Origin of the sequence: Stieleria sedimenti (assembly GCF_025060895.1) — a bacterium.
GTDB lineage: Bacteria > Planctomycetota > Planctomycetia > Pirellulales > Pirellulaceae > Stieleria > Stieleria sedimenti.
Map to the genome: position 1 here is coordinate 1 of NZ_JANZKV010000298.1, position 26,363 is coordinate 26,363.

The 26,363-nt window shown below is 60.4% G+C and carries 18 protein-coding genes; 8 read left to right on the forward strand and 10 right to left on the reverse strand.

Annotation, left to right across the window (positions count from 1 at the left end; all coding sequences use genetic code 11):
- The first annotated feature begins 276 nt into the window (after positions 1 to 276).
- Both NZK35_RS30930 and NZK35_RS30935 read left to right on the forward strand, forming a co-directional pair.
- Complete coding sequence (locus NZK35_RS30930; RefSeq protein WP_259636398.1) at positions 277 to 3,129, forward strand: site-2 protease family protein; 2,853 nt, start codon at positions 277 to 279, stop codon at positions 3,127 to 3,129.
- Between the two features lie 246 nt (positions 3,130 to 3,375).
- Complete coding sequence (locus NZK35_RS30935; RefSeq protein ID WP_259636399.1) at positions 3,376 to 4,668, forward strand: hypothetical protein; 1,293 nt, start codon at positions 3,376 to 3,378, stop codon at positions 4,666 to 4,668.
- Between the two features lie 466 nt (positions 4,669 to 5,134).
- Here NZK35_RS30935 and NZK35_RS30940 read toward each other — a convergent pair whose 3' ends face one another.
- On the reverse strand, positions 5,135 to 5,296 hold the full coding sequence (locus NZK35_RS30940; protein ID WP_259636400.1) for a hypothetical protein: 162 nt from the start codon (positions 5,294 to 5,296) through the stop codon (positions 5,135 to 5,137).
- Between NZK35_RS30940 and NZK35_RS30945 the strand changes: the two genes are divergently transcribed.
- Positions 5,286 to 9,041 carry a bifunctional proline dehydrogenase/L-glutamate gamma-semialdehyde dehydrogenase gene (locus NZK35_RS30945; protein WP_259636401.1) on the forward strand — a complete coding sequence of 1,252 codons (3,756 nt, stop codon included), beginning with the start codon at positions 5,286 to 5,288 and terminating at the stop codon, positions 9,039 to 9,041. The genes NZK35_RS30940 and NZK35_RS30945 overlap by 11 nt on opposite strands.
- Before the next feature lie 120 nt (positions 9,042 to 9,161).
- Here the strand turns inward: NZK35_RS30945 and ccsA are convergent, their stop codons facing one another.
- The 6 genes from ccsA to NZK35_RS30975 form a co-directional block, all read right to left on the reverse strand.
- A complete protein-coding gene (gene ccsA / locus NZK35_RS30950; RefSeq protein WP_259636402.1) occupies positions 9,162 to 12,746 on the reverse strand; it encodes a cytochrome c biogenesis protein in 3,585 nt (1,194 codons plus the stop codon).
- A 171-nt stretch (positions 12,747 to 12,917) separates the two neighbouring features.
- Positions 12,918 to 14,120, reverse strand: a complete 1,203-nt coding sequence (locus NZK35_RS30955) for a hypothetical protein (protein ID WP_259636403.1) — start codon at positions 14,118 to 14,120, stop codon at positions 12,918 to 12,920.
- Between the two features lie 130 nt (positions 14,121 to 14,250).
- Positions 14,251 to 15,933, reverse strand: coding sequence for a helix-turn-helix domain-containing protein (locus NZK35_RS30960; protein WP_259636404.1), 1,683 nt, complete (start codon positions 15,931 to 15,933; stop codon positions 14,251 to 14,253).
- Between the two features lie 84 nt (positions 15,934 to 16,017).
- Positions 16,018 to 16,449: a hypothetical protein gene (locus NZK35_RS30965; RefSeq protein WP_259636405.1), complete on the reverse strand. Its 432-nt coding sequence runs from the start codon at positions 16,447 to 16,449 to the stop codon at positions 16,018 to 16,020.
- A 55-nt stretch (positions 16,450 to 16,504) separates the two neighbouring features.
- Entirely contained in the window at positions 16,505 to 17,359 is an 855-nt protein-coding gene (gene hisN, locus NZK35_RS30970; protein ID WP_407699857.1) for a histidinol-phosphatase, read from the reverse strand.
- A 21-nt stretch (positions 17,360 to 17,380) separates the two neighbouring features.
- Positions 17,381 to 18,016, reverse strand: coding sequence for a signal peptidase II (locus NZK35_RS30975; protein ID WP_259636406.1), 636 nt, complete (start codon positions 18,014 to 18,016; stop codon positions 17,381 to 17,383).
- 339 nt (positions 18,017 to 18,355) lie between these two features.
- On the opposite strand from NZK35_RS30975, the gene dapB reads away from it, so the two are divergent.
- The 5 genes from dapB (at position 18,356) to NZK35_RS31000 (ending at position 22,715) form a co-directional block, all read left to right on the forward strand.
- Positions 18,356 to 19,159 carry a 4-hydroxy-tetrahydrodipicolinate reductase gene (gene dapB / locus NZK35_RS30980; protein ID WP_259636407.1) on the forward strand — a complete coding sequence of 268 codons (804 nt, stop codon included), beginning with the start codon at positions 18,356 to 18,358 and terminating at the stop codon, positions 19,157 to 19,159.
- Positions 19,159 to 19,524 (forward strand): hypothetical protein, encoded by a 366-nt coding sequence (locus tag NZK35_RS30985; protein ID WP_259636408.1) that lies wholly within the window; start codon positions 19,159 to 19,161, stop codon positions 19,522 to 19,524. Before dapB ends, NZK35_RS30985 begins: the two co-directional genes overlap by 1 nt.
- Before the next feature lie 170 nt (positions 19,525 to 19,694).
- Entirely contained in the window at positions 19,695 to 19,880 is a 186-nt protein-coding gene (locus tag NZK35_RS30990) for a hypothetical protein (RefSeq protein ID WP_259636409.1), read from the forward strand.
- A gap of 73 nt (positions 19,881 to 19,953) precedes the next feature.
- Complete coding sequence (locus NZK35_RS30995; RefSeq protein ID WP_259636410.1) at positions 19,954 to 21,186, forward strand: DUF1559 domain-containing protein; 1,233 nt, start codon at positions 19,954 to 19,956, stop codon at positions 21,184 to 21,186.
- A 212-nt stretch (positions 21,187 to 21,398) separates the two neighbouring features.
- A complete protein-coding gene (locus NZK35_RS31000) occupies positions 21,399 to 22,715 on the forward strand; it encodes an MFS transporter (protein WP_259636411.1) in 1,317 nt (438 codons plus the stop codon).
- 265 nt (positions 22,716 to 22,980) lie between these two features.
- Here the strand turns inward: NZK35_RS31000 and NZK35_RS31005 are convergent, their stop codons facing one another.
- Genes NZK35_RS31005 through NZK35_RS31015 form a run of 3 tightly spaced genes read right to left on the reverse strand, consistent with a single transcriptional unit; the run spans position 22,981 to position 26,177 of the window.
- Positions 22,981 to 23,355 carry a YkgJ family cysteine cluster protein gene (locus NZK35_RS31005; protein ID WP_259636412.1) on the reverse strand — a complete coding sequence of 125 codons (375 nt, stop codon included), beginning with the start codon at positions 23,353 to 23,355 and terminating at the stop codon, positions 22,981 to 22,983.
- Positions 23,352 to 24,797, reverse strand: a complete 1,446-nt coding sequence (thiC, locus tag NZK35_RS31010; RefSeq protein WP_259636428.1) for a phosphomethylpyrimidine synthase ThiC — start codon at positions 24,795 to 24,797, stop codon at positions 23,352 to 23,354. The genes NZK35_RS31005 and thiC overlap by 4 nt, the downstream gene beginning before the upstream one ends.
- A gap of 51 nt (positions 24,798 to 24,848) precedes the next feature.
- On the reverse strand, positions 24,849 to 26,177 hold the full coding sequence (locus NZK35_RS31015; protein WP_259636429.1) for a c-type cytochrome: 1,329 nt from the start codon (positions 26,175 to 26,177) through the stop codon (positions 24,849 to 24,851).
- Positions 26,178 to 26,363 lie beyond the last annotated feature (186 nt).

Consider the following 26,363-nt stretch of genomic DNA (forward strand, 5'->3'; position numbering starts at 1 on the left):
AGATGAGGGCCCGTAGGCTCGCGCCAAACGGCTGATATTCGTTTGACATCAGCCGGTTCGCGCCAGCGTCCGGGCCCCCTCATTCATGTTAACTTAGCGGTATTGGGCTTTAGCCGCCCACCGTCGCTGCGTAGCAGCGACCGGGAATCGCCTAAAAGCTAAACACCAACGGCTGCTGAATCCCTGGTTACTGGTTCCCCTGCCACTCGTACCTGCCCCCTTTTCCGCTCGACAAACGTAACCCGAAAATTCAAAGCTGACAAAGCACTCGTGACCATGTTCTTCAAACTGAGCGCCCCGCACGTTTCGATTCGCGAATACATGTACGAAGGCAACGTGATCACGATGCCGATCGTCTTGCTGATCGCGTGCGTCGTCAAACTGTTGCGAATCCCGATCCCCGGATCCACCGACATCCCGGCCGTCGCATCGCTGCAACCGTTTCGCGTGCCCGCCGAAAAGGTCGACCCGGAAATCCTCAAAGCGATCACGGACTTGGATCTGCAAGTCCATGAACTGGGATTCACCCGCATCGACTTGATCGGCATCAACGACCGACAAAACAACACGCGTTACGGAGGTGCGGCCTACCGTTCATCCGACGGCGAGACGGTCGCTTGGATCCGCTATCGACTCTGGCCGAACCTGGAACGGCGGAACAAGTTTGCACGCCTGGCGCTGTATTCGCTCGGACCGGCCGGCGAAATCATCCTGACGACCGCGGCCACCCGCGACCTGCTCGATCCGCCCGACTGGCGCGTCGAATACCATCCCAAAGTCGACGCGAATCGGCTGCGTGATCTGCACCAGCAACACGTCCGCCGCGTGCTGGGAAACGCCCGATCGATGATCGCCGGCGACACCGAATCGGCCTTCGATCTACTCGAACACACCCACCGCGAGTTCGTCGAATTTCAACTCGATCGCGGCGTGTTCGTTCGAGCGCCCCCTAACAGTGTGACACCCAACGTCGTCTCTTCTAACGTTGCCGACGCCACGCTTGCGAGCCCCGTCGAAGACGATGCGGTGGTCGCCGAACTGGTCGAGCAGGCCGAACGCGTCGAGGAGTTTGTCGACGGCGATGACGTGGCCGTACAAACGCCCGCTGTCGATGATACGCTGCCGATCATCGAAGCGGTCCGCAAACAGGAAACGAAGCAATCCGGCTGGCTCAGCAAACTGTTGATCTTGGCCGTTTCGATCGCACTGTTCATCGGACTCGGCGCCTGGCAATGGGAACTGGAGCTCGTCTTGATCCTGGTCCCGATCCTGCTGGTGCACGAACTGGGACACTACGTCGCGATGAAAGCGTTCGGGTACAAGAACATCCACATGTTCTTCATTCCGTTGCTGGGTGCCGCGGTCAGTGGACGTCACTATCGCGTCAGCGGCTGGAAAAAATCGATCGTTGCGTTGGCCGGCCCGCTCCCGAGCATCGCACTGGGACTGGTGCTCGGCGGCGTCGGCTTTTGGTTCGAAAACGAATGGTGCGCCAAGGGTGCCGTGATCACCTTGATTCTGAACGTATTGAACCTGGCACCGTTTCTGCCCCTGGACGGCGGCCAAGTCGCACACGTGACGCTATTCTCCCGCTCCAAAGTCATCGATCTGTTGTTTCGCATCGGGACCATCGTCATTTTGATGCTGGTCGCATGGCTGCTGGACGCCAAGCTGATGTTTGGAATCGGAGTCGCGATGGCACTCGGCTTGCCGACGGTTTGGCGAACGATGACGGTCACCGAATCGATTCGCCGACGAGACCTGCCCGAACCCGACAACGACCGCATGCCCGACGAAGCGATTCGGGCGATTGTCGATGAAATCCAACGAGCCAACCTGCCGACCCAAAGCACCTCGACGCTGGCCAAGCTGACGCTGTCGGTTTATGAAAACGTGATCGCCCGGCCCCCGAGTTGGCCCGCGACCCTGGGAATTTGGGCGCTGTATTTCGGAGGTCTGTTCGTCGGGGTGGTCGGCATGTTCGCGATCACGCTGGCAACCGTCGGCGGTGGGATGTTTGACGACTTCCCCGAATTCGAGACGCACTACGTAAGCGTCGAAACCGGCGACGGGCAGTTTCGACTCGGCAAACCGGACGCCGACCCGAAGAAAACGAAACTCGACGTGTTGGCTTGGCGATTCTCCGATGCCGACGCGGCGACGCTGGCCTATGACGAACTGGTCGATACAACCGATGACTCCGTCGCGCGGCTCGGCGACTTTGTTTTCACCAGCACAGTGTTCACCAGCACAGTGGTCGACTCCGGAGAAGCAGAAGCCTTCGACGACGACTTCGGTGATAACTTCGGTGATGACTTCGAAGCGTTTGCCGAAAACGACCCGCGACTCGACCAGCTCTCCGGTGCCCTTTGGCGACGCTCCTTCTTCGGTGCAAACCCGCAATTGATCGTCGCCGTCTCCGCCGACCAGGCAAAGGACCTGATCCAGGCAACCGAAAACCTGCCGTTCAACATCGGAGACTCCGTGGCGATCTCCCCCTGGACCCCCAAGATCAAAGCGACTGAAGCTCAATTACAACTGCAAGCCAAACTCCTCGTCCTGCAAGGCAAAACCGAACCGCTCCCCTGGGACCCCGTCCAACCGCCCGAACAGGACAACTCCGCAGACGAAGACGATCCGGTGGACTTTCGCAACCTGATGCGGCAGTCCGCCGAACGCTTCGAACAGATCCAACGGAAACGGCGCGACTGGATCGGCGAGCAAGCTGAATCCAGCGAGGGTGCCGCACGCGAACTCTACCGCGCATTCCTCGACTTCGAATCCGAGTCTCAAGCATGGCGGCAAGACGAACGACCCTCCGAGCAAAAAGGCCCGCCGCCAACGCTGCCGGACTACCTCAATCCTCTCCTGCCCGAACTCGGCTTCCTGCACCCCGACCATCCACTCCGCGCGACAAGCGTCAACGTCGAAGCCTACCAATGGACGCCGGACGCCGAAGACGCATCGTTTGCGGAGACGTTTCCGCTGGACGATGACGGCCGATCACTCGTTTACCTGCAACTGACCCCCACCCGCGACGCCGCCGCCGCCTACGCCACCGTCCACGCCTGGCTGAAAAACCAAGGCATCGAAACCGTCGTCTGGAGTTACGAGACGGCGGTGGAATGAGGGTTAGCTGTTAGATTTCAGACGCCGCCCGCCTCATTCTCCACATTTTCCTGTTACCCATTTTCTTGTCTCCTCTTTCCCCTCCCCCTTTCCCTGCCATCTCCCGGTCCCTTCTCTCAGCCCACCGGTTGCTAGCAAAACTCTCTTGCCGCGAATCTCTCTCGGCCACCGAACCGATCTACCCCTGTCCCCGGTCTGCCACCTAGAATCTCGGGTGAACTGTCGTCACCAAAGGGGATTGCATGGATGCATGAACGGACCCAGCGAGCCGTTGCTCGGTTGTTGTTCGTTTTCTGCTGCGCAGTCCCGACCTCGATCGTCGTGTTCTCGATCCTGGTCACTTGGACGTCGTGGTACCAGTCGCGCAAGCTGGCCGAGTTGACTCACCGCCTGAATTTGCAGACGGGGTTGGTGTTTCAAATCGACACCTGCCGGCGGATCGCCCCGGGCAAATACGTGTTGGAGAATGTGCGGGTCAGCGATCCGGACACTCGGCAACACGTCGTGACCATCCGATTGATTGACTACCTTCACGAACGCGATCATGTGGCGATGGTGCTGCACCAGCCGGAATTTCAGTCGGCCGGTCTGGGCCATGCTTGGACGATGCTGCATGACCGTCTGATCAGCCGGCCGGCGCAAACGGTGCTGCCGATTTCGATTGCAGCGACAGACGTGAGCATTCTCAGCCGCACCGGATCGATGCCTCCGCTGGATGTTTCGGCAACGATCACGCCCGAAGGCGAGAGCGTGCGGTTGATCGCTCGCGCGGAGAACACCGCCCGTCAGATCGGTCCGCGGATCAGGGTCGAGTTGTTTCGCGATCGCGACCGCGAGGTGCCGGCGACCGAACTGGTGCTCTCGACCGACGGCACCGCCCTGCCCTGCTCCGCGCTGGCCGAGTACGCACCGGCGATCGAGCACCTCGGTTCGAGGGCAGAATTCACCGGCGTGATCGCATGCCGGCAAACCTCCCATGGCTGGTCGTTTGACCTGGGTTCGTCTTCATTGACCAAGCTCAGCCTGAACGACTTGACCGACCATCTTCCGCACCGGGTGATCGGCCAGGCGGAACTGCATTTGCGCCGCTGCGTGATCGATCCGGGCGAGTCAGTGAACCTGGTCGGCACGTTAAAATCGACCAAGCCCGCGAACCTGAGAATCAAAACCCCGCTGCTGATGGCGATGCGTGACCACTTGGCGATGGCGGTCGACGAGCGGGAGTTGGTTCCCAATCCCAACGGGATCGAATGTGAACTGGCGCTCAATTTCGACATCCGAGATGAAACGATGACGCTGACCGGAATCGGTGACAACGTCGTGCTGTACTCGCGAGGTCGCCCGATCGCCGCGCCGCCTGGCCAACGGATCGACGCAGCTCGGCTCACGGCGATGCTGGCACCGCCGAGTCGCTGGATGGCGGCCTGGAACTCGGTCCTGTTACCGTCCTCACCTGCGGCCGCCTCCGACGGCCTACCGGCAGCCACGTTCCGCAGCGTCCGCAACCTCGACGGCGAAGCCTCGATCCGTCAGCGGTAGTGACGCCCGGCGTCCACGGTATCCCGGGCGAGATCGATTGTGTAAAGGCAGCCTTTAGCAACCGATTTAGATTCTCTCCCTCTGGGAGAGACGGCGTTTGCGCAGCAAGCAAACGCCAGAGAGGGCCCACGCCGCGAACGTCATGGCGCCTTCCGCGACGATCAAATCCGTCACTGCTACAATTGACATCCCGGAGGGATCACAGCGAATAGCCGGAGGTCAGCGCAGCGCCACCTCCGGATGGCGCCCCCCAATTCTCCCCTCGACCCCGGTCGGGGTCGCAGCGAATCCCGGCACGCCCGCCGAGCGCAACGTCTGCCTAAATGGAAACCCCGAAGACCGAACGATGAAGCCCGGACATTGTGCCGGCCCGCTGGGCCTTGGGTATTCCATGGAATCCATCCCCGGTGGCTGACACCACCGGCAAACACTCTACCGGCCCTCCGGGCCTACACGACATCGCAAGTCAATTGAGTGCCACCGACCCACTGATTTGATCGTAGCCGCCTTGCCCATCGATATCGCCCGTTCGACTGAGCGACGGGGCGACACCCAATCGTTTGCTGCTATAAAACGATTCCACTCTCTCTCGACTTTCACGCTGGGAACCTTGTGCGATGAGTGACACCCCGCTGGACCTCGCCACGTTGTTGGCGATCGCAGACGACCACTTCGACGACGATGCCGACGCGGCGATCGAGATTGCCAAGGCGCTGCTGCTGCGATCGCATGCCCTGCAAACCCCTCAGGAACGCCATCAACAAGCCGAACTGGATCGGATGATCAGTCGGCCCGGCGACAAAGCCACGCTGGTCGAGATGACCGACCAGGCGTTTCGCACGCACAGCCCGGCAAGGGTGGCCGATCAGTTGACCCACATTCTGGACGTCCAGGGTGTACCGCGTTTTTTCAGCCCGCTCGAACAAACGATGCTCCGTGGGTTCCAAACCTTCGGCGGCTACTTGCCCGGAGTCGCGGTGCCGCTGGTCAAGGACAAGATGCGGCAGGAAACGGCGAACGTGATCTTACCGGCGGAAGAACAACCGCTGCGCGAACACTTGGCCGCGCGTCAGGATTCCGGCGTGCTGATGAACGTCAACTTCTTGGGTGAATCGTTGCTGGGGGAAGACGACGCCAACGCCAGGCTGCAGAACTATTTACACGCCTTGCAAATCCCCGAGATCGCTTGCATCAGCGTCAAGCTTTCGACCCTGTTGAGTCAGATCTCGACGATCGCGCGTCGCCACACCGTCGCGGTGGTGTCGGATCGACTGGAGTTGCTGTATCGCGCCGCGGCGCGGGAACGATTCACCCGCCCCGACGGAACCGTCAGTTCCAAGTTCGTCTATCTGGACATGGAGGAATACCGCGACCTGCATCTGACCGCCGACGCGTTTACCGAAACACTCGGCCGACCAGGGCTGGAGCAAGTGCGTGCCGGCATCGCCTTGCAAGCGTATATCCCCGATTCCTTCGACGTGCTGACCCATCTGATCGAGTGGTCGGCCGCACGGGTCCGCGGCGGCGGCGTTCCGATCACCGTCCGGCTGGTCAAGGGCGCCAACATGGAAATGGAACGCGTCGAAGCGTCCGTGGGCGGGTGGCCGCAGACTCCGTACACGCAGAAGACGCAGACCGACGCGAACTTCAAACGCATGCTGCGGTCGATGATCCGAGCCGCCGCCGACGGTCATCTTCTGATCGGTGTCGCCTCGCACAACCTGTTCGACATTGCCCTGGCGATGCTCTGGGGCTCGCGCACCCAACGCCGCGGTGTCGAGACAAACGACGCGTTGCAAGCGACGGTGTTGGACCGGATGCAATTCGAAATGCTCGAGGGGATGGCCAATCACCAACGACGTGCCCTGTTCGAATCCGCTCCCCGAATGCTGCTCTACGCCCCGGCCTGTCGCCGCGAAGACTTTATCAACGCGATCGGCTACCTGATCCGCCGTTTGGATGAGAACACCGGCAAAGACAATTTCCTGCGTTATTCGTTCCGCCTGACACCCGACTCGGAAACCTGGAACCGGCTTGCCGACGGCTTTCGCGATTCACTGGCAATGATCGACAGCGTCGCGACGGCTCCACGTCGCAGCCAAGACCGACGGACGCCTCCCAGCCAACCGGCCGCCGCGGCGAATTGGAGGTCCTACGTCAACGAACCGGACACCGATTGGGCGCTCACCCAGCACAGCGAGTGGGCCGAATCGATCGTGGCGGATTGGAAACCGCGCTGCGACGATGCGGCCGAACGCGTCCCGTTGAACATCGCCGGTCAGACGCGCGCCCCCGACGCACCGTCCGGTTCATCCGACGCTCCCCACGGTCGTGTGCTGCGCGAATCCATGGACCCTTCGCGCCCCGGTCACGCGGCTTGCCGTTTTACCGAAGCGACGGCGCAAGATGTCGACGATGCGATCGGCTGCGCCAGCGACGATCCGGCTCGTTGGCGACAGATGTCTTGGGACGCTCGGTACGAATTGTTTCGCAAGGCCGCGCAAAACATGCGGGCGCGGCGCGGCGAACTGATCGGCGCGATGATGATCGATGGCGGAAAATTAATCTCCGAAGCCGATCCGGAAGTCAGCGAAGCGATTGATTTCACCGAGTTTTACCCGTTGACCGTCCGGCCTTACCTGCAGCGTGCCGGACGACCGGGCAGCCCATTCTCGGCCTCGCCGCGCGAGACCGTGGCGGTGATCAGCCCCTGGAACTTCCCGCTGGCGATCCCCTGTGGCGGCGTCGTTGCGGCACTCGCAGCGGGCAACACCGTGATTCTAAAACCGGCCAGCGATACCGTTTTGCCGGCCTACCGGCTGGCGAAGTGTTTCTGGGACGCCGGCGTGCCCGAAACCGCACTGCAACTGGTCCCTTGCAGCGGCTCCGGTGCGGGCAAACGCTTGGTCGACGATCCGCGAATCGACGCGGTGATCCTGACCGGCGGCACCGAGACGGCGAAAACGATGCTGCGACAGCGTCCCGAATTGCAGCTGATCGCGGAAACCGGTGGCAAGAATGCGACGATCGTGACCTCGCTATCGGATCGCGACTTGGCGATCAAACACGTCTTGCACAGCGCCTTCAGTCACTCGGGTCAAAAATGCAGCGCCACGTCGTTGCTGTTGCTCGATCAAGAACTCTACAACGATGCCGACTTTCGAAACACGTTGGCCGATGCCGCCGAAAGCTTGCCGGTCGGCTCGGTGTGGGATCTGTCCTCTCGGGTCGGCCCCTTGATTCGTCCGCCCAGCGGCGTGCTGGAACAAGGCATCAAGGAATTGGAATCCGGTGAAGAGTGGCTGGTGATGCCGCGTCGGATCGGTGACAACCGCCAGTTGTATCGGCCGGGAATCAAATGGAACGTGCGTCGGGGAAGTTTTACGCACCGCACCGAACTATTCGGCCCAGTGTTGGGCGTGATGTCCTTCACGCGACTTGAGGAAGCGATCGAGATGGTCAACGCGACCGGTTACGGCCTGACCAGCGGGCTGGAGAGCTTGGACGATCGCGAGCAACGACTTTGGCGAGACAACATCCGCGCCGGCAACTTGTACATCAATCGTCCCACCACCGGCGCCATCGTCTTGCGACAACCCTTCGGCGGAATCGGCAGCAGCGGCTACGGCCCGGGTGCCAAAGCCGGTGGCCCGCACTACGTGCTGCCGCTGATGCGACTGGAAAACACCGACTCCACGAAATCGAATGAAGACCACGACGCCGCCGAGAAACCGCCGACGACCACTGAAACCACGTCGGTCGACGACGCGCTCGAAGCGATCGGCGAGCTTGATGAAGACGTGATCGATATCGACCGCGCGACGCGATTTGCAACGTCCGCCAAACGGGCCGCCGGTCAATTGATCGGGACGATGCACGATCACGTTCGGTTGGTCGGCCAAGACAATTGGCGACGCTATCTGCCGGTGGGACAACTCCGCGTACGGCTACAGGAAAACGAAACGGCGGACGACCTGGCCGTTTCCATGCTCGCCGCGGCGGCAGCAAAATGCCCGGTAACCTACTCGCTCTGCAACGAATCCTCGGATTTGGTCCCGGTGCTGGAAAGCATTTCCGAACACCTGATCGACAACGCGGTCAGCTCGTGGCGATGCGAATGGGTGCAAGAATCTGACGAAGCGTTGGCGGAAGAAATCTCCGACGGCCGCGTCGATCGTCTGCGCGTGTTGACCGCGACGAAGCAACTGCCGATGCTGCTCCACGACGCCTGCCGACAGGCATTCATCAGCATCATCGCGGAACCGGTGGTCGACGACGCAGAGATCGAGATGTTGCGTTACCTCAACGAACAATCGATCTCCCACGACTACCACCGCTATGGCAACCTCGGCCGTCGGCAACCGGTGGCGTAAGCTTCCATGCCAGTGGCGTAAGCTTCCAGCTTGCGATGGGACGATCTAGCCAACAGAGTGCTGACGCACTCTGCATGGCAAGCAAGATGCTTACCCCACTCTGCATGGCAAGCAAGATGCTTACCCCACTTTGCGCCACGCGAACAAACCCGCGATCAAAAACGCGAACTGTGTCGCCATGAAGATCGTCAGCCACATCAGCACACCCTGGGTGAAGCCGTAGCTGTGCAACCCGATCCCCAGTTCGTTGGTCCCGAACCAGCTCCACGCCGTGACGATATTGCCGCCGATGGAGAGGATCGCGAAGCCACGTGCCTTGACCATCCCGTCCCAGCGGGCGTGCAGCATCAATGCGTTCCAAATCACGATCAGCAACGCGCCGTTTTCCTTCGGGTCCCAGCCCCAGAACCGACCCCAGCTGTCATCGGCCCACAACCCGCCCAGGATGGTCCCGACGGTGCTGAACAGAATCCCGAAGCACGCCGCGCCGTAGATCATGCGGTACAGCGACCGCCCCGCGCGTTCTTCGGCGCCGATCCAGTTGCTGATCAGATAACCGATGCCCAGCATGCCGGCCACCATCGTCGCGACGTAGCCCAGCGAAACGCTGATCACGTGGGTCGCCAACCAGAACTGGGTGTCCAGAACGGCTTGCAAGACCGGCATCGTGTCGCCACTGCTAAGACCGCGTGCGACCAACAGCGACAGCGTTCCCGCGGTCGCGGCGACCAGGTTGCCGAATCCGAGTCGATAGATTCGGTCGATCACCAGCCCGCCCAGAACGGCCGCCCAACCGATGAACACGGCCGACGAGTAAATGTTGATGACCGGTGCCCGGCCGGTGATGTAAATGCGGCTGAGAATGGCGACCGAGTGGATCAGTGCCGCGACCAGCAACACGCCCCACGTCGCGTTCCTCAGGCGGTGATCCCCGATCGCCAAGAACAGCAACGCCATGATCATCGACAGGATGTACAAGATGGTCGCGCGGATCTCTGGTGAATTGGATTCCATCCAACGTTCCAGCGCCACCTTTTTGGAATTCAGCCCGGGGATCGGGTACGCGGCCGAAAGTGCCAATTGGTCATCGACTGCTTGGTTGAACCCTTCGAAGTCTTTCTTTTCGTCGCTGTAGGATTCGATCATCCGGCTGAACGGATCCGACGCCAATTGGCGATCGGCGTCATCCGACGGCCCCATGGAGGCATCGGCAAAGAACGCGGGGGCGAAGGCGGACCAATCGGGATCGCTGACGGCATCGGTCGCCTCGTCCTGAGTCGGAGGAACGATTCGGGCGGTCGGCATGCCCTGGATCGACGCCATCCGTCGCTGCAATTCATCGATCGCAAATCGCCGCACCATCTCTTCGGTGATGCCTTCGGGCAAATTGTCCGTCGGAATCTCTGGCGGACGCGGCAACTGGAATGCCTCAGCGGTCAGCATGTATTGACGAGTTCGACGATCCAGCTCGAGCAGCTTCTTTTCTTTAAACGACAATGCCGCTTCGTCTTTGCCGCGGGCCGCCTTGATCAGCGCGTCGGCCTTGGGCCATTCGGCCAACAACTCATCGAGCGAGTACAGCCGACTCTCACGCCGCTCCAATTTCAATTGACTTCGCACCTCTTCGGCATCGACGCGGAACATCGGCAGGTAACGCAGCGCCGAATCGTCGATCGCGACTTCCATCAACCACTGCATCGCCGACATGCTCTTCTTGTCGACGCGGCTCTTGATGGCGCCTGGAGCGTTTTCCATCGGCAGCGATTCTTTGTTGCTGATCGCCTTGAGCGTCTGGCGGGCGAAGGCATCCAGCGGCAAGACCCGGCCGCCGAATTGGGCGGGGATTTTGCCGGCAGTATAGAAGTCATAGTCCTTGTCCCGCGAATCGGGACGCAGCGACGTCATCGCCGCGGACCACGGGACCAACATCATCAATGCGATCACCGCCGCGATGTTGAACGCGATCACGGCCGGTCGCGAGGAGGTCAACACCTGTCGATCCTCTTGGCTCATCTCGGCCATCTCCTTGGCCCGTTCTCGTTCCCGGCGTCCGACAAAACGCTTGAGCGTCCCGGTGAAGTGGGCCAGCATGCCGAGCGCCATGATGCTGCATGCGACGTAGGGAATCAGCCACCCGCTGTTGCGCACCACCTGCAACCCCGTCAGTTCTTTCCCACCGGGTAGCGGCGTGTAACTGGATTGGAAAAACGTTTCGCCGCGGTAACGCAGCGGGTTGTTCATCCAGACCCGCTCGCGCCGATCCTCGCCGGTTTCGGTGTCGACGATGCGAATGTAAGAACTGTAGTCCCGTGGTGTTTCGGTACCGCTGTAATTGCGGCGTTGGACGTCTTCCAAGTGGACCCAATACGGCTTCACCTCGCGATGGTACTTCAGCCCGATCTTGTACTCCGTCTCGTTGATTGTGACTTCGTCATAAACGTCCTTGGCCGATCCGCCCGGTACCAACGTCTCTCGATCGGACAGCATTTGGCTGACCAGATGCGTGCCCAGCGACTCGCCGGTCTCCTTGTCGATCAATTCGATGTAGGCCGCCGCCACGTTCACTTCACCATCGGTTCCGCCACGTTTGCGCGCTTCGATCGCCTGGACTTCTAAACCGACGCCCTTGGTTGCCGGGTTGCCGGTCGGTTTCGGATTGATCAGATCCGAGTTTTCGTAGAACGCCACCACCTTCACATCGGCCGGCAACGCATCGTCGCGAATCAATTCGCCCGTGGACAAGGCTTGACCGATTTGCGGCCCGGGAATCGCCGTCACCATGTCCTCTTCTTCGCCGGGCACGATGAAGGTCAGTTCCACCTTGTCCAGGTTGATCAACGCGTTGGTCGATTCGCCTTCGACCAGACTGATCCGCTGTTCCAACTGGCGATCGCCGAAAGCGAACTGCCCGAACATCAACAGCCCGACACCGAAGTGCAGCAACAGATTGCCGCCTTGGCGACCGAAGATCAACAAACACCCGACCAGCAAGATGACTCCGGCACCGAGCCCCTTGGTCAATTGCCAAACGATTCGCAGACCCGGATCACCGATCCGCGCACCGCTGAACAACGTGTACGCGATGATGCCCGCCAACAGTGCCGCGGTGATGTAACCGGTGACGCGTAGCGAGCGATGCTTGACATTGGTCGACACGGCGGTCAATCCGATTGCGGCGGCGACGCCGATGCCCTGCACGACGTACCAGAGAGATTCATAGGAGATCGGTGGCGCGCCTTGTAATCCGTCGCTGCTGTGTCCGCTGGCGATGATCAGCCCCGCGACGACAAACCCGGCCAGGATAAACGTGATGCCCGCGGCCAAGCGCCCGCCCGTTGCCGACACTCGAAACCGCGTCGCCTTGGACGCAATCAAGTTTATCATCAACAACACGCCGATCAACGCACCGCCGGGAAAGGGGATGATCCCGCGGATCGGATTGGCGTGTGGAAAGAACGCCTGGGGAAAGAAATCGTCAAAGTGCATCCAAGCGATCCAAGAAACGAAGTACCGCTCCTTGACGTCTTGCATGTTCATTTCGTCCTGGGCCAGCGTGCCAACCAAGACGATGATCAACGAGGCGGCGAACAGGCCGACGGTCAGTTTGAGTGAACCGAGTGCCGCAAGCACATCGGCCGACGAGATCACGGTCGATGCTTCGCGGTCTTTCGAGAACTGGCCGGAAGGATTTGGAATGGTCGCCATTTGCTTTTTTACTGTTTGATTTGATTCGGCTGAATGAAGCCACCGTTTCCCCAGACTCGTTCCAAGGCTCCGCCTTGGAACGCACCTCGCCGGAGGCTCCGCCTCCGTCCACCGCGTGAGGCTGAGCCTCACCTTCAACCGCGTTCCCAGGCGGAGCCTGGGAACGAGTGTCTAAAACGACAGCGAATCCAAGAACGATTTGATCGCATCGGACTGTTCGGCGACGGTTTTCGGATCGCCCGTCATTTTAATGAACTTGCTGCGTCCACCTTCCATTTCAACAATTGTCGCATCGATCGATTTCTGTCCCTTTTCGGCATCGCCCGCGATGATAAACCGCTGTGCCGGACGGCCGGAAACGTCGAATTTCTCTGCGCCGGCCATCATTTCATCCACCGCGGCCTGCTCGGGCGTTCCGCCGGCGACCTGCCCCATCCAGCGTGCGACGTTACTACGCAGGTCTCCGCCGGCCGTGATCACCGTGATTTCCGACTCGCCGACTTTGAACGCCGCTTCACGCATCCCGCCGGGCCGAACGTCCAGGCGTTCCCAACCCTCGGGCGTCTCCGATTGGAGCGACGTTTGCGTCGGCGTGCCCTGCGACGCGTTGCCGGTTGACGCGTTGCCGGTTGACGCGTTGACGGGCGGTCGAGCCGCCGGCGGCATGCCCATCGGGCCGGCACCGGGCATCATCCCCATCGGAGCCGCCGTGGCGGCTCCGGGCTGTCCCACCAGATCCACCCAGACGGCTTGGCCCTCTGCCGCAGCCAACTCGATCGATTCGCCGCCGGACCATTTCTCGGTCGATGACTTCAAGCCGACTTGGCCGCGCCAACGGTTGACGTTTTGCTGGACGTAATCGTTCCACGCCGCTTCATCCATTGTGCCGGGAACCGACAGGTTGGAAATGCTCAGGTCCAATTGCTTTTTGGGCGTGTTGATATCGATCGTCGCGAAACGCATCGGTTTTTTTCCGCCGCGACGCCATCCCTCCGGCAACGGTTCCAGCACGGGTTCGTCACTCGAATCGAATTGGACACTTTTGACAAACGATTGAAATTCGTCGTCGATCAATGCCACCGCGTCTTCGGGGCCGAGAATTTTAAAGAACCAAACCTTTTCGCCGCGGGGCACCATCACCGCCAACAACCGATCCTTGCCGGGCAACAACTGCTCGGGGACCTGCTTGGGAATCTTGTAGGTGACGATTCCCTCTTGTTGTTGACACCCACCGATCATCAGAGTTGCGATCATCAGGGTTGCGACCATCAGCGTCGCTCGCATTCGCACCGGCGGGACGGCAAGCCGTCGACGGATCCCACCACCGTGGTGGCGTACGTTGTCTCTCAGATCCGGAATCATGGGCGCGGTCATAGCAGGGCAGGCGGGAGGGTGAAGTCCGTTTCAGGGTGGGAACGTGGTGTCCGTACCGTGTTAGTATAGACGCGCCACCACCCTTCTTCGTACCCGCCAGGGCCAAACCCGAGTCAGGAATCCCAGCCGATCAAGAATCCCAGCCCATCAATCCGATCAGCGAATCGGTCAGGGCGCTGACCGGCGAGGAGATATCGTTGTAGGTCCACATGTTGCGAACCAGATCCGTCATCAGCATGCCGCCCAACGAAAGCGTCAGAATGATGAACATCAGCGAGAGACACTGCAGCATCGAAAAGGGAACTTCGTAGCCCCCCATGCCGGACACGGCGCCGACCGAAGGCGATTCGTCGACCTCGTCCAGCTCGACCGCTTCGCCACCCAGGACGTCTCCGTCCATGCCGGCGGGCGATTCTTCAAACGCATCCGCCCCCAGCGGTTCGGCATCGCTGAATCCGGCATCGGCAAATCCCGCGTCGTCGGCGAAGTCATCTTGGAAATCGACGGCCTCACCGACCAGTTCCGAATCCTCGACCTCGATGACCTGCGAGCTGCTTTCCAGATCCGCATCCAAGCCGACGCCGGATGGCGAAAGCTGGAATTCCTCGTCCGATCCGCTGCCTCCGGCGTTCTTGCCGCTGGATCCAGAAATCCCGCTGCCGTCAGTCAGCTCGGCACCCAAGTCCAGCGCCGACAAACTGCTGCCGGCCAGATCCAGGGGCTCGCTTTCGAGCGACAATCCGCTGTCGCTGGGGCTCATCAGGTTGATTCCGCTGTCGCCGGCGACCGAAATATCACTGACGCTATCGAGCATCAAATCGGCGTCGTCATCGGCGATCACCAAGTCATCGTCCTCATCCAACGCATCGTCCATCTCGTTGATCACGCTGGAACCGAGCCCGCTGCCCAGCCCCGACGAGGTCAACAGGTTTTCACTGTCGCCCGAAATCAGACCGCTTCCGCTGCCGGACTGTTCGGCGCCGAGCAGATCCAATTCGCTCAAGACATCCGCACCGGAGGACTTCAGCTGCTCCCCGGAATCCGGCGAATCGAGTTCATTCATCAACTCCAGACTGCTCGCCCCGGCGGCCTTGACTTGCAGCTCATCTTCGGACAGCGAATCCAGATCCAAGCTGTCCGAATCTTCGCCCAACATCAAATCATCGCTGTCGTCTTCGGACAGTGAGCCGGCGAAGGCAAATTCATCGTCCGAACTGGCGTCATCGGTGACATCGACGTCGCTGATCGAGATTTTGTCGGCCTCCGCTTGGATCTCTGCCTTGGCGACCGGCCCGGTGCTGCCCTCTTTGGGATCAATCGCGATGTCGATCGAATCAAGGCTGTCGTCCATCAACGCCGGGTCGTTGAGTTTTAATTCCGCCGAATCGATTTCTTGCAGTGCGTTCTCGTCACTTTCAAACAGCGAATCCTGCTCCAACTCGTCGCCCCCGTTGCCACTGTCCGAGGCCACCAGCTCGACGTCGCTGCCGTCTTCTTTGGAGCCCGTCACCAAGTTGACGTCGCTGCCCTCGCCGGGCGTTTCCGAACCGATGCCCAAATCACTGCCGTCACCGTCGGCGGCCGAATCGCCACCGATCACGCTACCCGATCCCGAACCGGATTCACCGACCAGAATCCCAGACCCGAATCCGTCGGCCAATTCGTCTGCCAAACGGTCGATTTCGGTGTCGGGAAATTTCCAACTGGAACCGTCACGAAAACCGCGGACTTGGCCTTGGCTGCGAAGTTCAACAAGACGATCGGTGCTGATCCCAAGTTTTGCAGCAGCTTCTTCAAGTGACAGATAAGACATGGGCGAAGATTGATTCGAGCGGGGGGAGAAACGAAGGGTACAAAGGGTGCCCCGTTTCCCTATCGCTCGGATCGCCGGTAAACGCTACTTCACCTGACTGCCAAGCAGTCGAATTTGACCGGGAAGTGGCTTCGTCAGATTGAGCGATAAGGAAAAGTCGGCATCGATCGGGCGGCTGCTGACCAAGCGGATCTGGCCCGACCTATCGATATGATACACGGCGATTTGCATTTTTCCGGTATGAACCAGCGTAATTGTTTGACTTCCCGAGCCGTCAAATCCGTTAAACCCGATCAACTCCCCCGCCGCCGCGACTCGTGGCCCCGTTTCGCTCGCGCCGAGCTGCATCGCGGACGCTCCCACACCCTGCACCGCCTGTCCGGGGGGCAACGCGGCTTCGTAACCGCCGGCCATCGCGTTTTCCGGAATCCCATGAGGCGGCGGCTGGTCGGCAACCCCGCCGACGACCAAGGCTGCCAGCAGTCCCAATCCCAGCAATCCGATTCGCCAATGCATCCTGCAGTCTCCTAAATTTGATTCGTTCATCCGCCGTGCTACCAATCCGCCGGCATCACTCGCAACCCAGAATCTGGCAAACGGCGTCGTGAAGCGTTCCATTGGTGCCCAACCCGTCGCCTCCGCGGACCGTCGCGACGCCTTTCCAATCCGTGAAACGGCCCCCCGATTCCACCATCACCGGTAGGATCGCGGCCACGTCCCAGGCATTGCAGACCGGATCGATCATCACATCGGCCCGCCCCGTCGCGACCAACAAATAGCCGTAACCGTCACCCCACGTTCGGGTGATCCAGCACGCCCGCTCGATCCGCTTGAAGGTCTCCGCTGCGTCGCGGGCGTCAAACGAGTCCACTTGGCTGGTCACAAACACCGCTTGCGACAACTCGGTCCGCCCGGAGACCCGAGCGGGTATCCAGTCCTGCAGGGTTCCCTCGTTCGATCGCGTCTGATGCCAGCATCCGTGACCGAGTGCTGCGACGACCATTTCACCGAGTGCGGGAATGAAGATCACGCCGCCGATCGGCTGGCCATCTTTTTCCAATGCCAGCAACGTCGAATACAGCGGCACCCCACACACAAACGACTTGGTGCCGTCGATCGGATCGACGACCCAACGGTACCGCGACCGGCCCACCGTCTCGGCGAATTCTTCTCCCTGAACCGTGTCCTCGGGAAACGCCGCAGCGATTTGCTCGCGGACGAGCTGTTCGGCTTCACGATCGGCGATCGTCACCGGCGAGTCATCTTTTTTCGCATCGACACGCAAATCCCCCGAGCCGAAGTACTTCAGGGTGTGCGTTCCGGCGGCGCGTGCGATCGAAACCATGGCCGAAAGCCGGCCGGATTCGAGCGACGACCAAGCGTCCGGTCCCGTCGATTGCGTCGATCCCATGTTTGAATCCGTCATGTGTTTGTCGTTGTCTGTTGGTCACGTTGTCGGTTGCTCGGCGGGTCCGTCATCGCCGACCGCTGGACCGGTAAATTGTCCGGGAAAGAAACTTTGGTACAGCAGCATCCCGGCCCCGACGACCAACAGCGAATCAGCGATGTTGAAATTGGGCCAAGTCCATTGTTCGTTGATCCGCCACAGGATCCAGTCGCGGACACCGCTGCGCCATTGGTCTGGATAGCCGGCTTGCCACCAAAACCCCAAGCGATCGTAAAGATTGCCGATGATCCCGCCACCGACCATCCCCAACGCCACGGTCAACCACATCGACTCGGCCGCCCGGAACCAAAACAGCCAGATCACAATGCCGATCGCGGCGATGACGCTCATGCCGGCAAAAAAGGTGCCCTGCCCTGCCCCGACGCCGAACACGGCGCCGATATTGACGGCCGTCTCGATCCCGAAATACGGCTCCCAGACCCACCAGATGTCACTCTGGGTCGGCAAGCCTCGCCAGCGAAACACCGCGGCTTTGCTCCACAAATCCAGCCCCCCGCCGACCACCGCGATCGAAAGAAAAATCCAAAACCGCCCGGCCAGCGAGGGGCAGGCGGCTGTCGCACCATCGGAAAGCCCGGCTTCGGAGTGATTGATTGTCGGTTCAGCTTGATTCATCGTCGTTCTGCTGGCCCGGTGGGTGGCCGCTAGCGATCGCGGTGCGGGCGATTGTTGCGTGGGAGTGGTGGGAACGACTACACGGTAGAATTGTTCGCCCCGCTTGCCCAGGTCAACCTGCGCGAACCGCCGCCGCCAACCCCGGCGGGACGCGTCACGGCTCACTAAATCGACAGACCGGTCAGCGAGCGGCACGTGTTCAACCCGCGGGCGCCGGCGCGCCACTGGCTGACGCCACGTGCTGAGATGCGTCATCCCTGCCAAGCGAGGGTCCCAGGGGTTACATTAATGCCGTGTCCCCGATCGAAGCCGCCTCCCTTCCGAGATCCACCATCCAACATGTCTACTCCACTGAAAATTGCCGTCCACGGAGCTGCGGGTCGCATGGGTCGCCGGGTCGTCGCATTGGCGTCGGAAGACAAAACGCTCCAGCTCGTTGCCGCGATCGAAAATGACCAGCACCCACTGCTGGGCCAAGACGCCGGCGATCTGGCGGGCGTAGAAACCATGGACGTTCCGCTGTCGTCCAAGTGGCCCAACGATGCCGACGTGGTGATCGATTTTTCGTTGCCCGAAGCGATCGATCGCTGCATCGAAAAATGCGAACTGCACGAAACCGCGTTGGTCGTGGCCACCACCGGGATGACCGACGCACAAGTCGAACGTCTCAATGAAGCGTGCGAGAGCATCCCGATCGTCTGGGCCCCCAGCATGTCGCTGGCGGTCAACCTGTCGATGAAACTCGCTCAGCAAATCACCGAAAAACTACTGGATGTCCCCGGCGGCCTGGACATCGAAATCATCGAACGCCACCATCGCTACAAGGCTGACGCGCCGAGTGGAACGGCGCTCAAATTCGGTGACCTGATCGCCGAAAAACTCGGCGACGACACCAAACACGTGCACGGACGCGAAGGCCACACCGGCCAACGCACCCGCAATGAAATCGGTTACCACGCCGTCCGCGTCGGCGACAATCCCGGTGAACACACCATCGTGTTCGGCATGCTGGGCGAGCGGATCGAGTTGAACGTGGCCGCCAGCAGCCGCGATTGTTACGCCGCCGGTGCCTTGGCCGCCGCCAAATGGCTGAGCGACAAACCGGAGGGCATGTACGACATGTTCGACGTGCTGGAAATGTAATGAAGTGCGACGAGGGTTATCGATGTGACGTCTGTGGCCAAGACGTGACCTCCATCATCGACAGCGACTTGTACCTGCGCTACGTCATCGGCCAGCTCGACCCCGAAACCCTGCACACGACCGCCGAACGCCACCTCCGCTGCAATCCGGTCTTGGCCCAGTTCATCGACGACCCACGCTTTGAACCGGTCGTCGTCGACGGACCGATGGGGCTGGCCAACCTGGACCCCGACTTCGTCGCCCAGCGCCGCGATTTGGTCACACGTGGCTTCCGACGGCTGCACGAAATCAACCACTGGCCCGGCGATCGAGACCTGACCCAGTACCCGCTGCCCGAGGCCATCGAAGCCTACCGTTCAAAGTAGAACGGGCCCGAACCTTGAATCTCCACTTGGCAAGGTGTAGTCTATACCTGCGGAATTCCGTGCTTTGTGCTCAACTGTCGGCACGTTCTCCCGACCGAACTTTTCAGATTCTGCCTCGTTCCAGTCTCGCGACGGCACCTCGCCAGACTCGTCTGCTCACCGGATACATCATGACGCGATCAGCGATCCTTCTGCTTTCTTTGATCCTTGGTACGTTTGCGATCGCGGGATGCGGCAGATCGGCAACGATCGACAAACCCACCGAGTCCGAGACGATCGCATCGGGCTACGACGCGATGTCCGATGCCCAAAAAGCAGAATACGATCAAGAAATGGCGAAGCAAATGGAAAATTAGTGTGAGCGACGAGAGCCATTTGCTCGTCTAATAAAGATCTTATTCTTCTATCTCGGTAACCTTGGAGTTTTCAATGCGAAGGTATACGGCGCGTGCCGGCTTTACGCTGGTCGAACTGCTGGTGGTGATCGCCATCATCGGTATCCTTGTCGGACTGCTGCTGCCAGCCGTCCAAGCGGCGCGGGAAGCGGCGCGACGGATGAGTTGCAGCAACAACTTCAAGCAAATCGGTCTGGCACTGCATAACTACCATTCCGCCTATCAACGGCTACCGATGCACTACGGCGGCACGACGCCGGTCGCGCCGCTGGCCGACGGTCCCGGCGGTGTGACGAATTGGTGGGAAAGCAACAACTTCGGCAACCACGAACTGCTCAGCATCCTGGTTCCGCTGACTCCCTACATGGAGCAACAAGCACTCTGGGAATCGATCAGCCAACCGTTCCCCATCACCACCCCGATCGCCTTCATCTTTCCGCCGATGGGCCCGACCCCGACCCCCGGCAACGGAGCCGACCCGGCGCGGAACAGTTACGACCCGTGGTGGACCGACGTGCCGGCGTTCCGCTGCCCCAGCGATCCCGGCGAGGGACGGCCCGCGATGGGGCGTTCCAATTACGGCGCGCAATGCGGTGACAATCGCAGCCTGACCTTCGGCCCCAAGTTCCCCGACCTGACCGTCAACAATTCGATCGAAGATCAAAACGGCAAGCTCAACCGGGGATTCTTCGTGCCGCGTGAATTCACGCGTTTCCGGGACATCCTCGACGGTCTGTCCAACACCATTGCGATGGGCGAAATCACCACCGACCTGAAAGACGGTGACAAACGCACCACTCCCGCGATCACGATTTCGGGCACGATCGCTACGAACCCCAGTTACTGCGAAGAAAACTTCATCGACCCAGAAAACCCCTTGTTCTGGTTGGATCCCGACGGTGTGCTCTCTGGAAATTTCCCGGGTGATCAACCACGAGCCACCGTGTTCGGAGAGGGCCGAGGCTTTCGCTGGTGCGACGCCCGTCCGATCTACCATGAAGTCAATTGCATCCTGCCACCGAACAAGGGACTGTGCACCAACTCGTTCGCCGAAAACGAAGCGATCGCGCCGCCGAGTAGCCGACACCCCGGTGGCTGCCACGTCCTGATGGGTGACGGTGCCGTCGTCTTCACCACCGACTCGGTCGAATCGGGCAACGCCAACGCCCCGCAGCCCACCCCGGGCGTCGAGAGTCCCTACGGTTTGTGGGGCGCCCTGGGCACACGTTCCGGCAAGGAAGTCATCGAGGATTCACTCAACCAGTAGCGCGGACTCGACGTTCAGCGAGACCCTTCATCCACCCTGCCCGATTCAATTCGGGCAGGGTTGTTGTTGCGCCAGCCCGACCACCCCAGCGGGACGCATCAGCGAGCGGCACGTGATCACCAGGCGATAAACCGGTCTGATCCTGGCATCGATCGGATGCTAGAATCGGCCCAAACCCTCGCCGCATCGCCAAACCCCGTTGAAGACCAGCCGTGAAAGAACCCTCTCCCAAGCTGTTCAACGCCGGTTTCCTGGGCTTGATGGTGGCGCAGTTCTTCGGGGCGATGAATGACAACCTGCTGAAAGTCATCTTGGCGTTCGCCGTCGTTCGCGGCGTTTGGGAAGGCCGACTCGGTGACGGCGGCGAAGGCATCGTGAGCGTCTGCTTTACACTGCCGTTTTTGCTGTTGTCAGGATTCGCCGGCCAGATCGCCGATCGCTATTCCAAACGCACGGTGACGCTGTGGGTCAAGATCGCCGAGATCCCTATCGCCCTGCTCGCCGGCATCGGGTTCTACTTGGAAAACCTCTACCTGACGCTGCTGGCGCTGGTGGCGTTGACGTGCCAAAGCTCGTTTTTCGGCCCGGCAAAGTACGGCATGATCCCCGAGTTGGTCAGCGACAAAAATCTCAGCCGCGCAAACGGTTCGATCAACATGATGACCAACATCGCGGTGATCCTAGGAACCGTGATCGCCGGCTCTGCCAGCGTTCGCTACCACGGCAGCGAAGACGTGGCGCGGGCCGCATGGCTCCCCGGCGCGTTGTTTGTCAGCACCGCGCTGCTGGGATTCCTCGCCAGCTTGCTGATCACCCGCCTGCAACCCGGCGATCGCAACCTGGACATCAATTACAACCCGTTTGTGATCTACGTGGAAACGATCGAGAAGATGGGCCGCACACGGTTGCTGACCGTGATGATGGCCTGGGGCTACTTTTACCTACTCGCCGGGTTGGCCCTGTCGACATTGTTTCGTTATCCCGAGGTGCTCAGCGTGGGCGACGACGAAGCCAGCGTGCTGATGGGCGTGCTGGGCATTGCGATCGGCCTGGGCTGTGCCGTCGCCGGCTTTATCTCCGGCGACCGGATCGAACCCCGACTGACCACGATCGGCGCCGCAGGCCTGGTGATTTTCTTTTTCCTGCTGGCCGCCGTCCCGCCCTGGATGCCCGACATGCAACCGATGATCCGCGTCGCGCTCAGCAATGTCGCATTCTTCATCTTCTTTGCCGGCTTCTTCGCCGGGTTTTACATCATCCCGCTGCAGGCACTGCTGCAGAAACTCTCGCCGGATGATGAACGCGGCCAATTCCTGGGGACCGCCAACGCCGTCTCCTTCGCCTTTATGACCGTCGCGGGACTCCTGTACTGGGTCGTCATGTCGACGCCGGCCTTTAACACTCGCCCCCAACGGATGTTCTACGTCTCCAGCGGCCTGATGCTGGCCGGGGCACTGTTCTTCCTGTGGAAGCTGCGCGGCACTGGCATCCTGATCGGACCCAAACCGGACGATGAATCCGACGGTTAGCGCCGTAGGTCACGCTGTGCGTGACGTCTGGCCGTAGGTCACGCTGTGCGTGACGACTGACCGTAGGTCACGCTGTGCGTGACGTCTGACCGTAGGTCACGCTGTGCGTGACGTCTGGCCGTAGGTCACGCTGTGCGTGACGTCTGACCGTAGGTCACGCTGTGCGTGACGTCTGACCGTAGGTCACGCTGTGCGTGACGTCTGACTGTAGGTCACGCTGTGCGTGACGACTGGCATGCACAGCATGCCCTACAATACGACGCCCTCAGAGCAGCTCGTGATACGCCGCCCGCCACTGGCGACAGCCGGAGCTGCCGACGGCAAAGTCGCGACAGACCTGTGGCCGATGCTGGTGATGGCGACATTGCTTGGTTTCCGGGTCCAACCAGGTGCAAGGGCCGTCAAGCGTCGCACCGATCGGCGCAACGTAGTCAGCCATTTGCTGCAAGATACCGTCGCGTAAACGGGACGGCATCGCGACCCACCGCGTTAGATCAGCCCGCGCCAGCTCGGAAAGCGACGCCACATCAATGGCTTCAACGCCTGCCAACTGTTCGAGCGTCAAATTGAACGCCGGGTAGCCCATGTGCAAACAGCACACGCCGCAACCCTCGCAATCGACGACCGGTAATTCACTCACTCGGCGACCGGAAGCCCGACCAATTGCTTTTCCTTGGCCATCTTGCGAATGTCCTCGGTGATCTTCATCGAGCAATACTTGGGTCCGCACATGCTACAAAAGTGGGCGCTTTTGAAGGTGTCTTGCGGCAGCGTTTCGTCGTGGTAGCGGCGTGCCGTTTCGGGGTCCAGTGAAAGCCGGAATTGTTCATTCCAATCGAATTCAAATCGCGCCTTGCTCAATGCGTCGTCACGATCTTGTGCACCTTTGCGGCCACGTGCAACGTCGGCGGCGTGGGCGGAGATCTTGTAGGCGATCACGCCTTGTTTGACGTCTTCTTCGTTAGGCAACCCGAGGTGTTCTTTGGGCGTGACGTAGCACAGCATCGCCGCACCGTGCCAACCCGCCATCGCGGCACCGATCGCGCTGGTGATGTGGTCGTAGCCGGGCGCGATGTCGGTGACCAGCGGCCCCAACACGTAAAACGGGGCGCCCTCGCAGAGCTCCGCCTGTTTTTCCATATTCATTTGAATCTGATGCATCGGCACGTGCCCCGGCCCTTCGACCATCACTTGCGTGCCGTTCTTCTTGCCGCGCTTGGTCAGCTCACCGAGCACTTCCAGTTCCGCGAACTGGGCATCATCCGACGCGTCGGCGATCGACCCGGGTCGCAATCCATCCCCCAGCGACCAGGTGACGTCATACTCACGCATGATGTCACACAGATCATCAAAGGCATCGTAGAGGGGATTCTGTTTGTTGTGCGCCATCATCCATTTGGCGATCAACGAACCGCCGCGACTGACGATGCCGGTCACCCGATTGATGCTCAGGTGCAAATGTTCCAGCTTCACGCCACAGTGAATCGTCATGTAGTCGACGCCCTGCTTGGCTTGGTGCTCGACCATGTCCAAAAAGTGCTGGGCGTTCATGTCTTCGATGTTGCCGCCCAGCTCTTCGAGCATCTGATAAATCGGCACGGTACCGATCGGCACCGGACTTTTTTCGATGATTTGCCGGCGGATGTTGTCGATGTCCTTGCCCGTGGACAAATCCATCACAGTATCGGCACCGAAGTGGACGGCCGTGTGCAGTTTTTCCAGCTCTTCGCCGGCGTTGCTGGTCACGGCGCTGTTGCCGATGTTGGCGTTGATTTTGCACTTCGCCGCGACGCCGATGCACATCGGCTCGAGTGCGCCGGCGGCATGGACCTTGTTGGCCGGAATGACCATGCGACCGGCCGCCACTTCGTCGCGAATCAATTCGACCGCCAGATCTTCGCGTTTTGCGCAAAACTCCATCTCCGGAGTGATCTCACCTGCCTGCGCTGCCAAAATCTGCGTTTTGCTCATCGATTTACTCCGATTATCCCGCGCAAGCGCGGTGAAAAGCTCTGAATTGGAGGCTCTGTTATACGTCCGAACCGTGGTTTGGAGTAGATCCCCCGTGGCGTAAGCTTCCAGCTTGCGATTCGTGGCCTAAGCGTCCAGCTTGCGATCCGTGGCCTAAACTTCCTACAACGTTTTCAAATACTCCAACACCTGCCGTTTTTCGGACTCGGACAGCACATCGGGAAAGTCGTGACCGCGGTTGCTCTTGCCGAATTTTCTGGTGTCGAAATAACTGCGTTTGACGGCCACGTCGGTCTCGTCCTCGGGCACCCCCGCAACCACCTCCACCGTCAACCCGATCTTCTGCGGGTCCATGTCGGTCGAGATCGGCCGCCAAACCGTCGGCCGCCGCTGGGGATTCAATACATCCCACAGCGTCGGCACGCTTCCGTTGTGAAAGTACGGCGCACTGGCCCAAACGCCGTCCAGCGGCGGCGCCACGTAGCCGTCGGGATTGATCACGGTTTCCTGCTGATCAGGCTCCCCGGCATGGGCAAACCAACTGCGGGCATATTTCCTACGACCTTCGACGGTCAATGCGTTCAATCGGACGGGGTCGGTGCCGATCTCTTTGATCGGCACGCGGCGATTGGGGTAGTCCGAACCGACGCCGTAGGTCCCATGGCACTCGGAACAATTGGCGAGAAAGACCGCCCTGCCCTGATCCGCCAATTCCCGATCCACCGAGCCTTCATAAACCGGTGCCCGTAGCGAACTCAAGTAGGCGAACACGTCTTCGAAATCTTTCTCGTGCTCGCGATAAAAATCGGGGCCGTTCTCGGGCACGAGTGTGAACTGCATCAGCCCGCGATGTCCCTTGGCGGCAAAGCCGTCGATGTAGATGTTGGGCCGCTTGTGGAAGTGCCACCACGGCGGCGCGTCCATGTCGTGGTGCGTAAAAAACCTCGGTCGCCGGGCGACCAAATTCAACCGCTCGTCGCGACCGTTCATCAATCCCATCCCAAACACAACCGCGTTGGTCGTCCCGTTGGTCGTCCCTAGCGGGATGAACATCGCGCCCAGCTCCATCCGTCCGGGCAACAACCCCAAACCGAGTTTCGCCTTTCCAATTTCCTCGGTCAGCGTTTGCAGTGCGAAACGGTTGTTGGGTGCCCCGGGCGCGGGCTTGCCATAAACCGTCCCACCGTGACAGGAGAAACAGTTCATCGTCCAGTCGCCGTCGGAGTTGACGACATACTGAAGCGGTTTGCCCATATCATCGCCCGGACGGGTCGTCAAACCGTACCGTTCAAAGGCCATCTCACGACGCTGCTGCCGCGAAGCTTTTTCCGCTTCGCCACGCAGCGGCTCGGGCCAGACCGTCCACAAAGCGTCAAACGTCGATTGATGGAAATCACTCGGCAGCACCGCCGTCTCGGTCAAGAACCGATAACCCCGCGCGGCCGCATCCGAATCAGCAGCAGCGATGCTCGCTGGAAACTGGCACACCATGCCGATCCCCAACGCGATGATCCAAGCGGCAATGAAAGACGGTTTCATCAGTTGTTTGAGGTTGCAAAGAGGTGGCGAACGTCGACGAACACAGTCTTCGTTGGTGTCCAGCCTTTAGGCGTTCCGCAGAGAGCCTTCAGGCTCGCGATGGGTACCGAGCATGCGGCTAAAGGCCAATACCGCTAA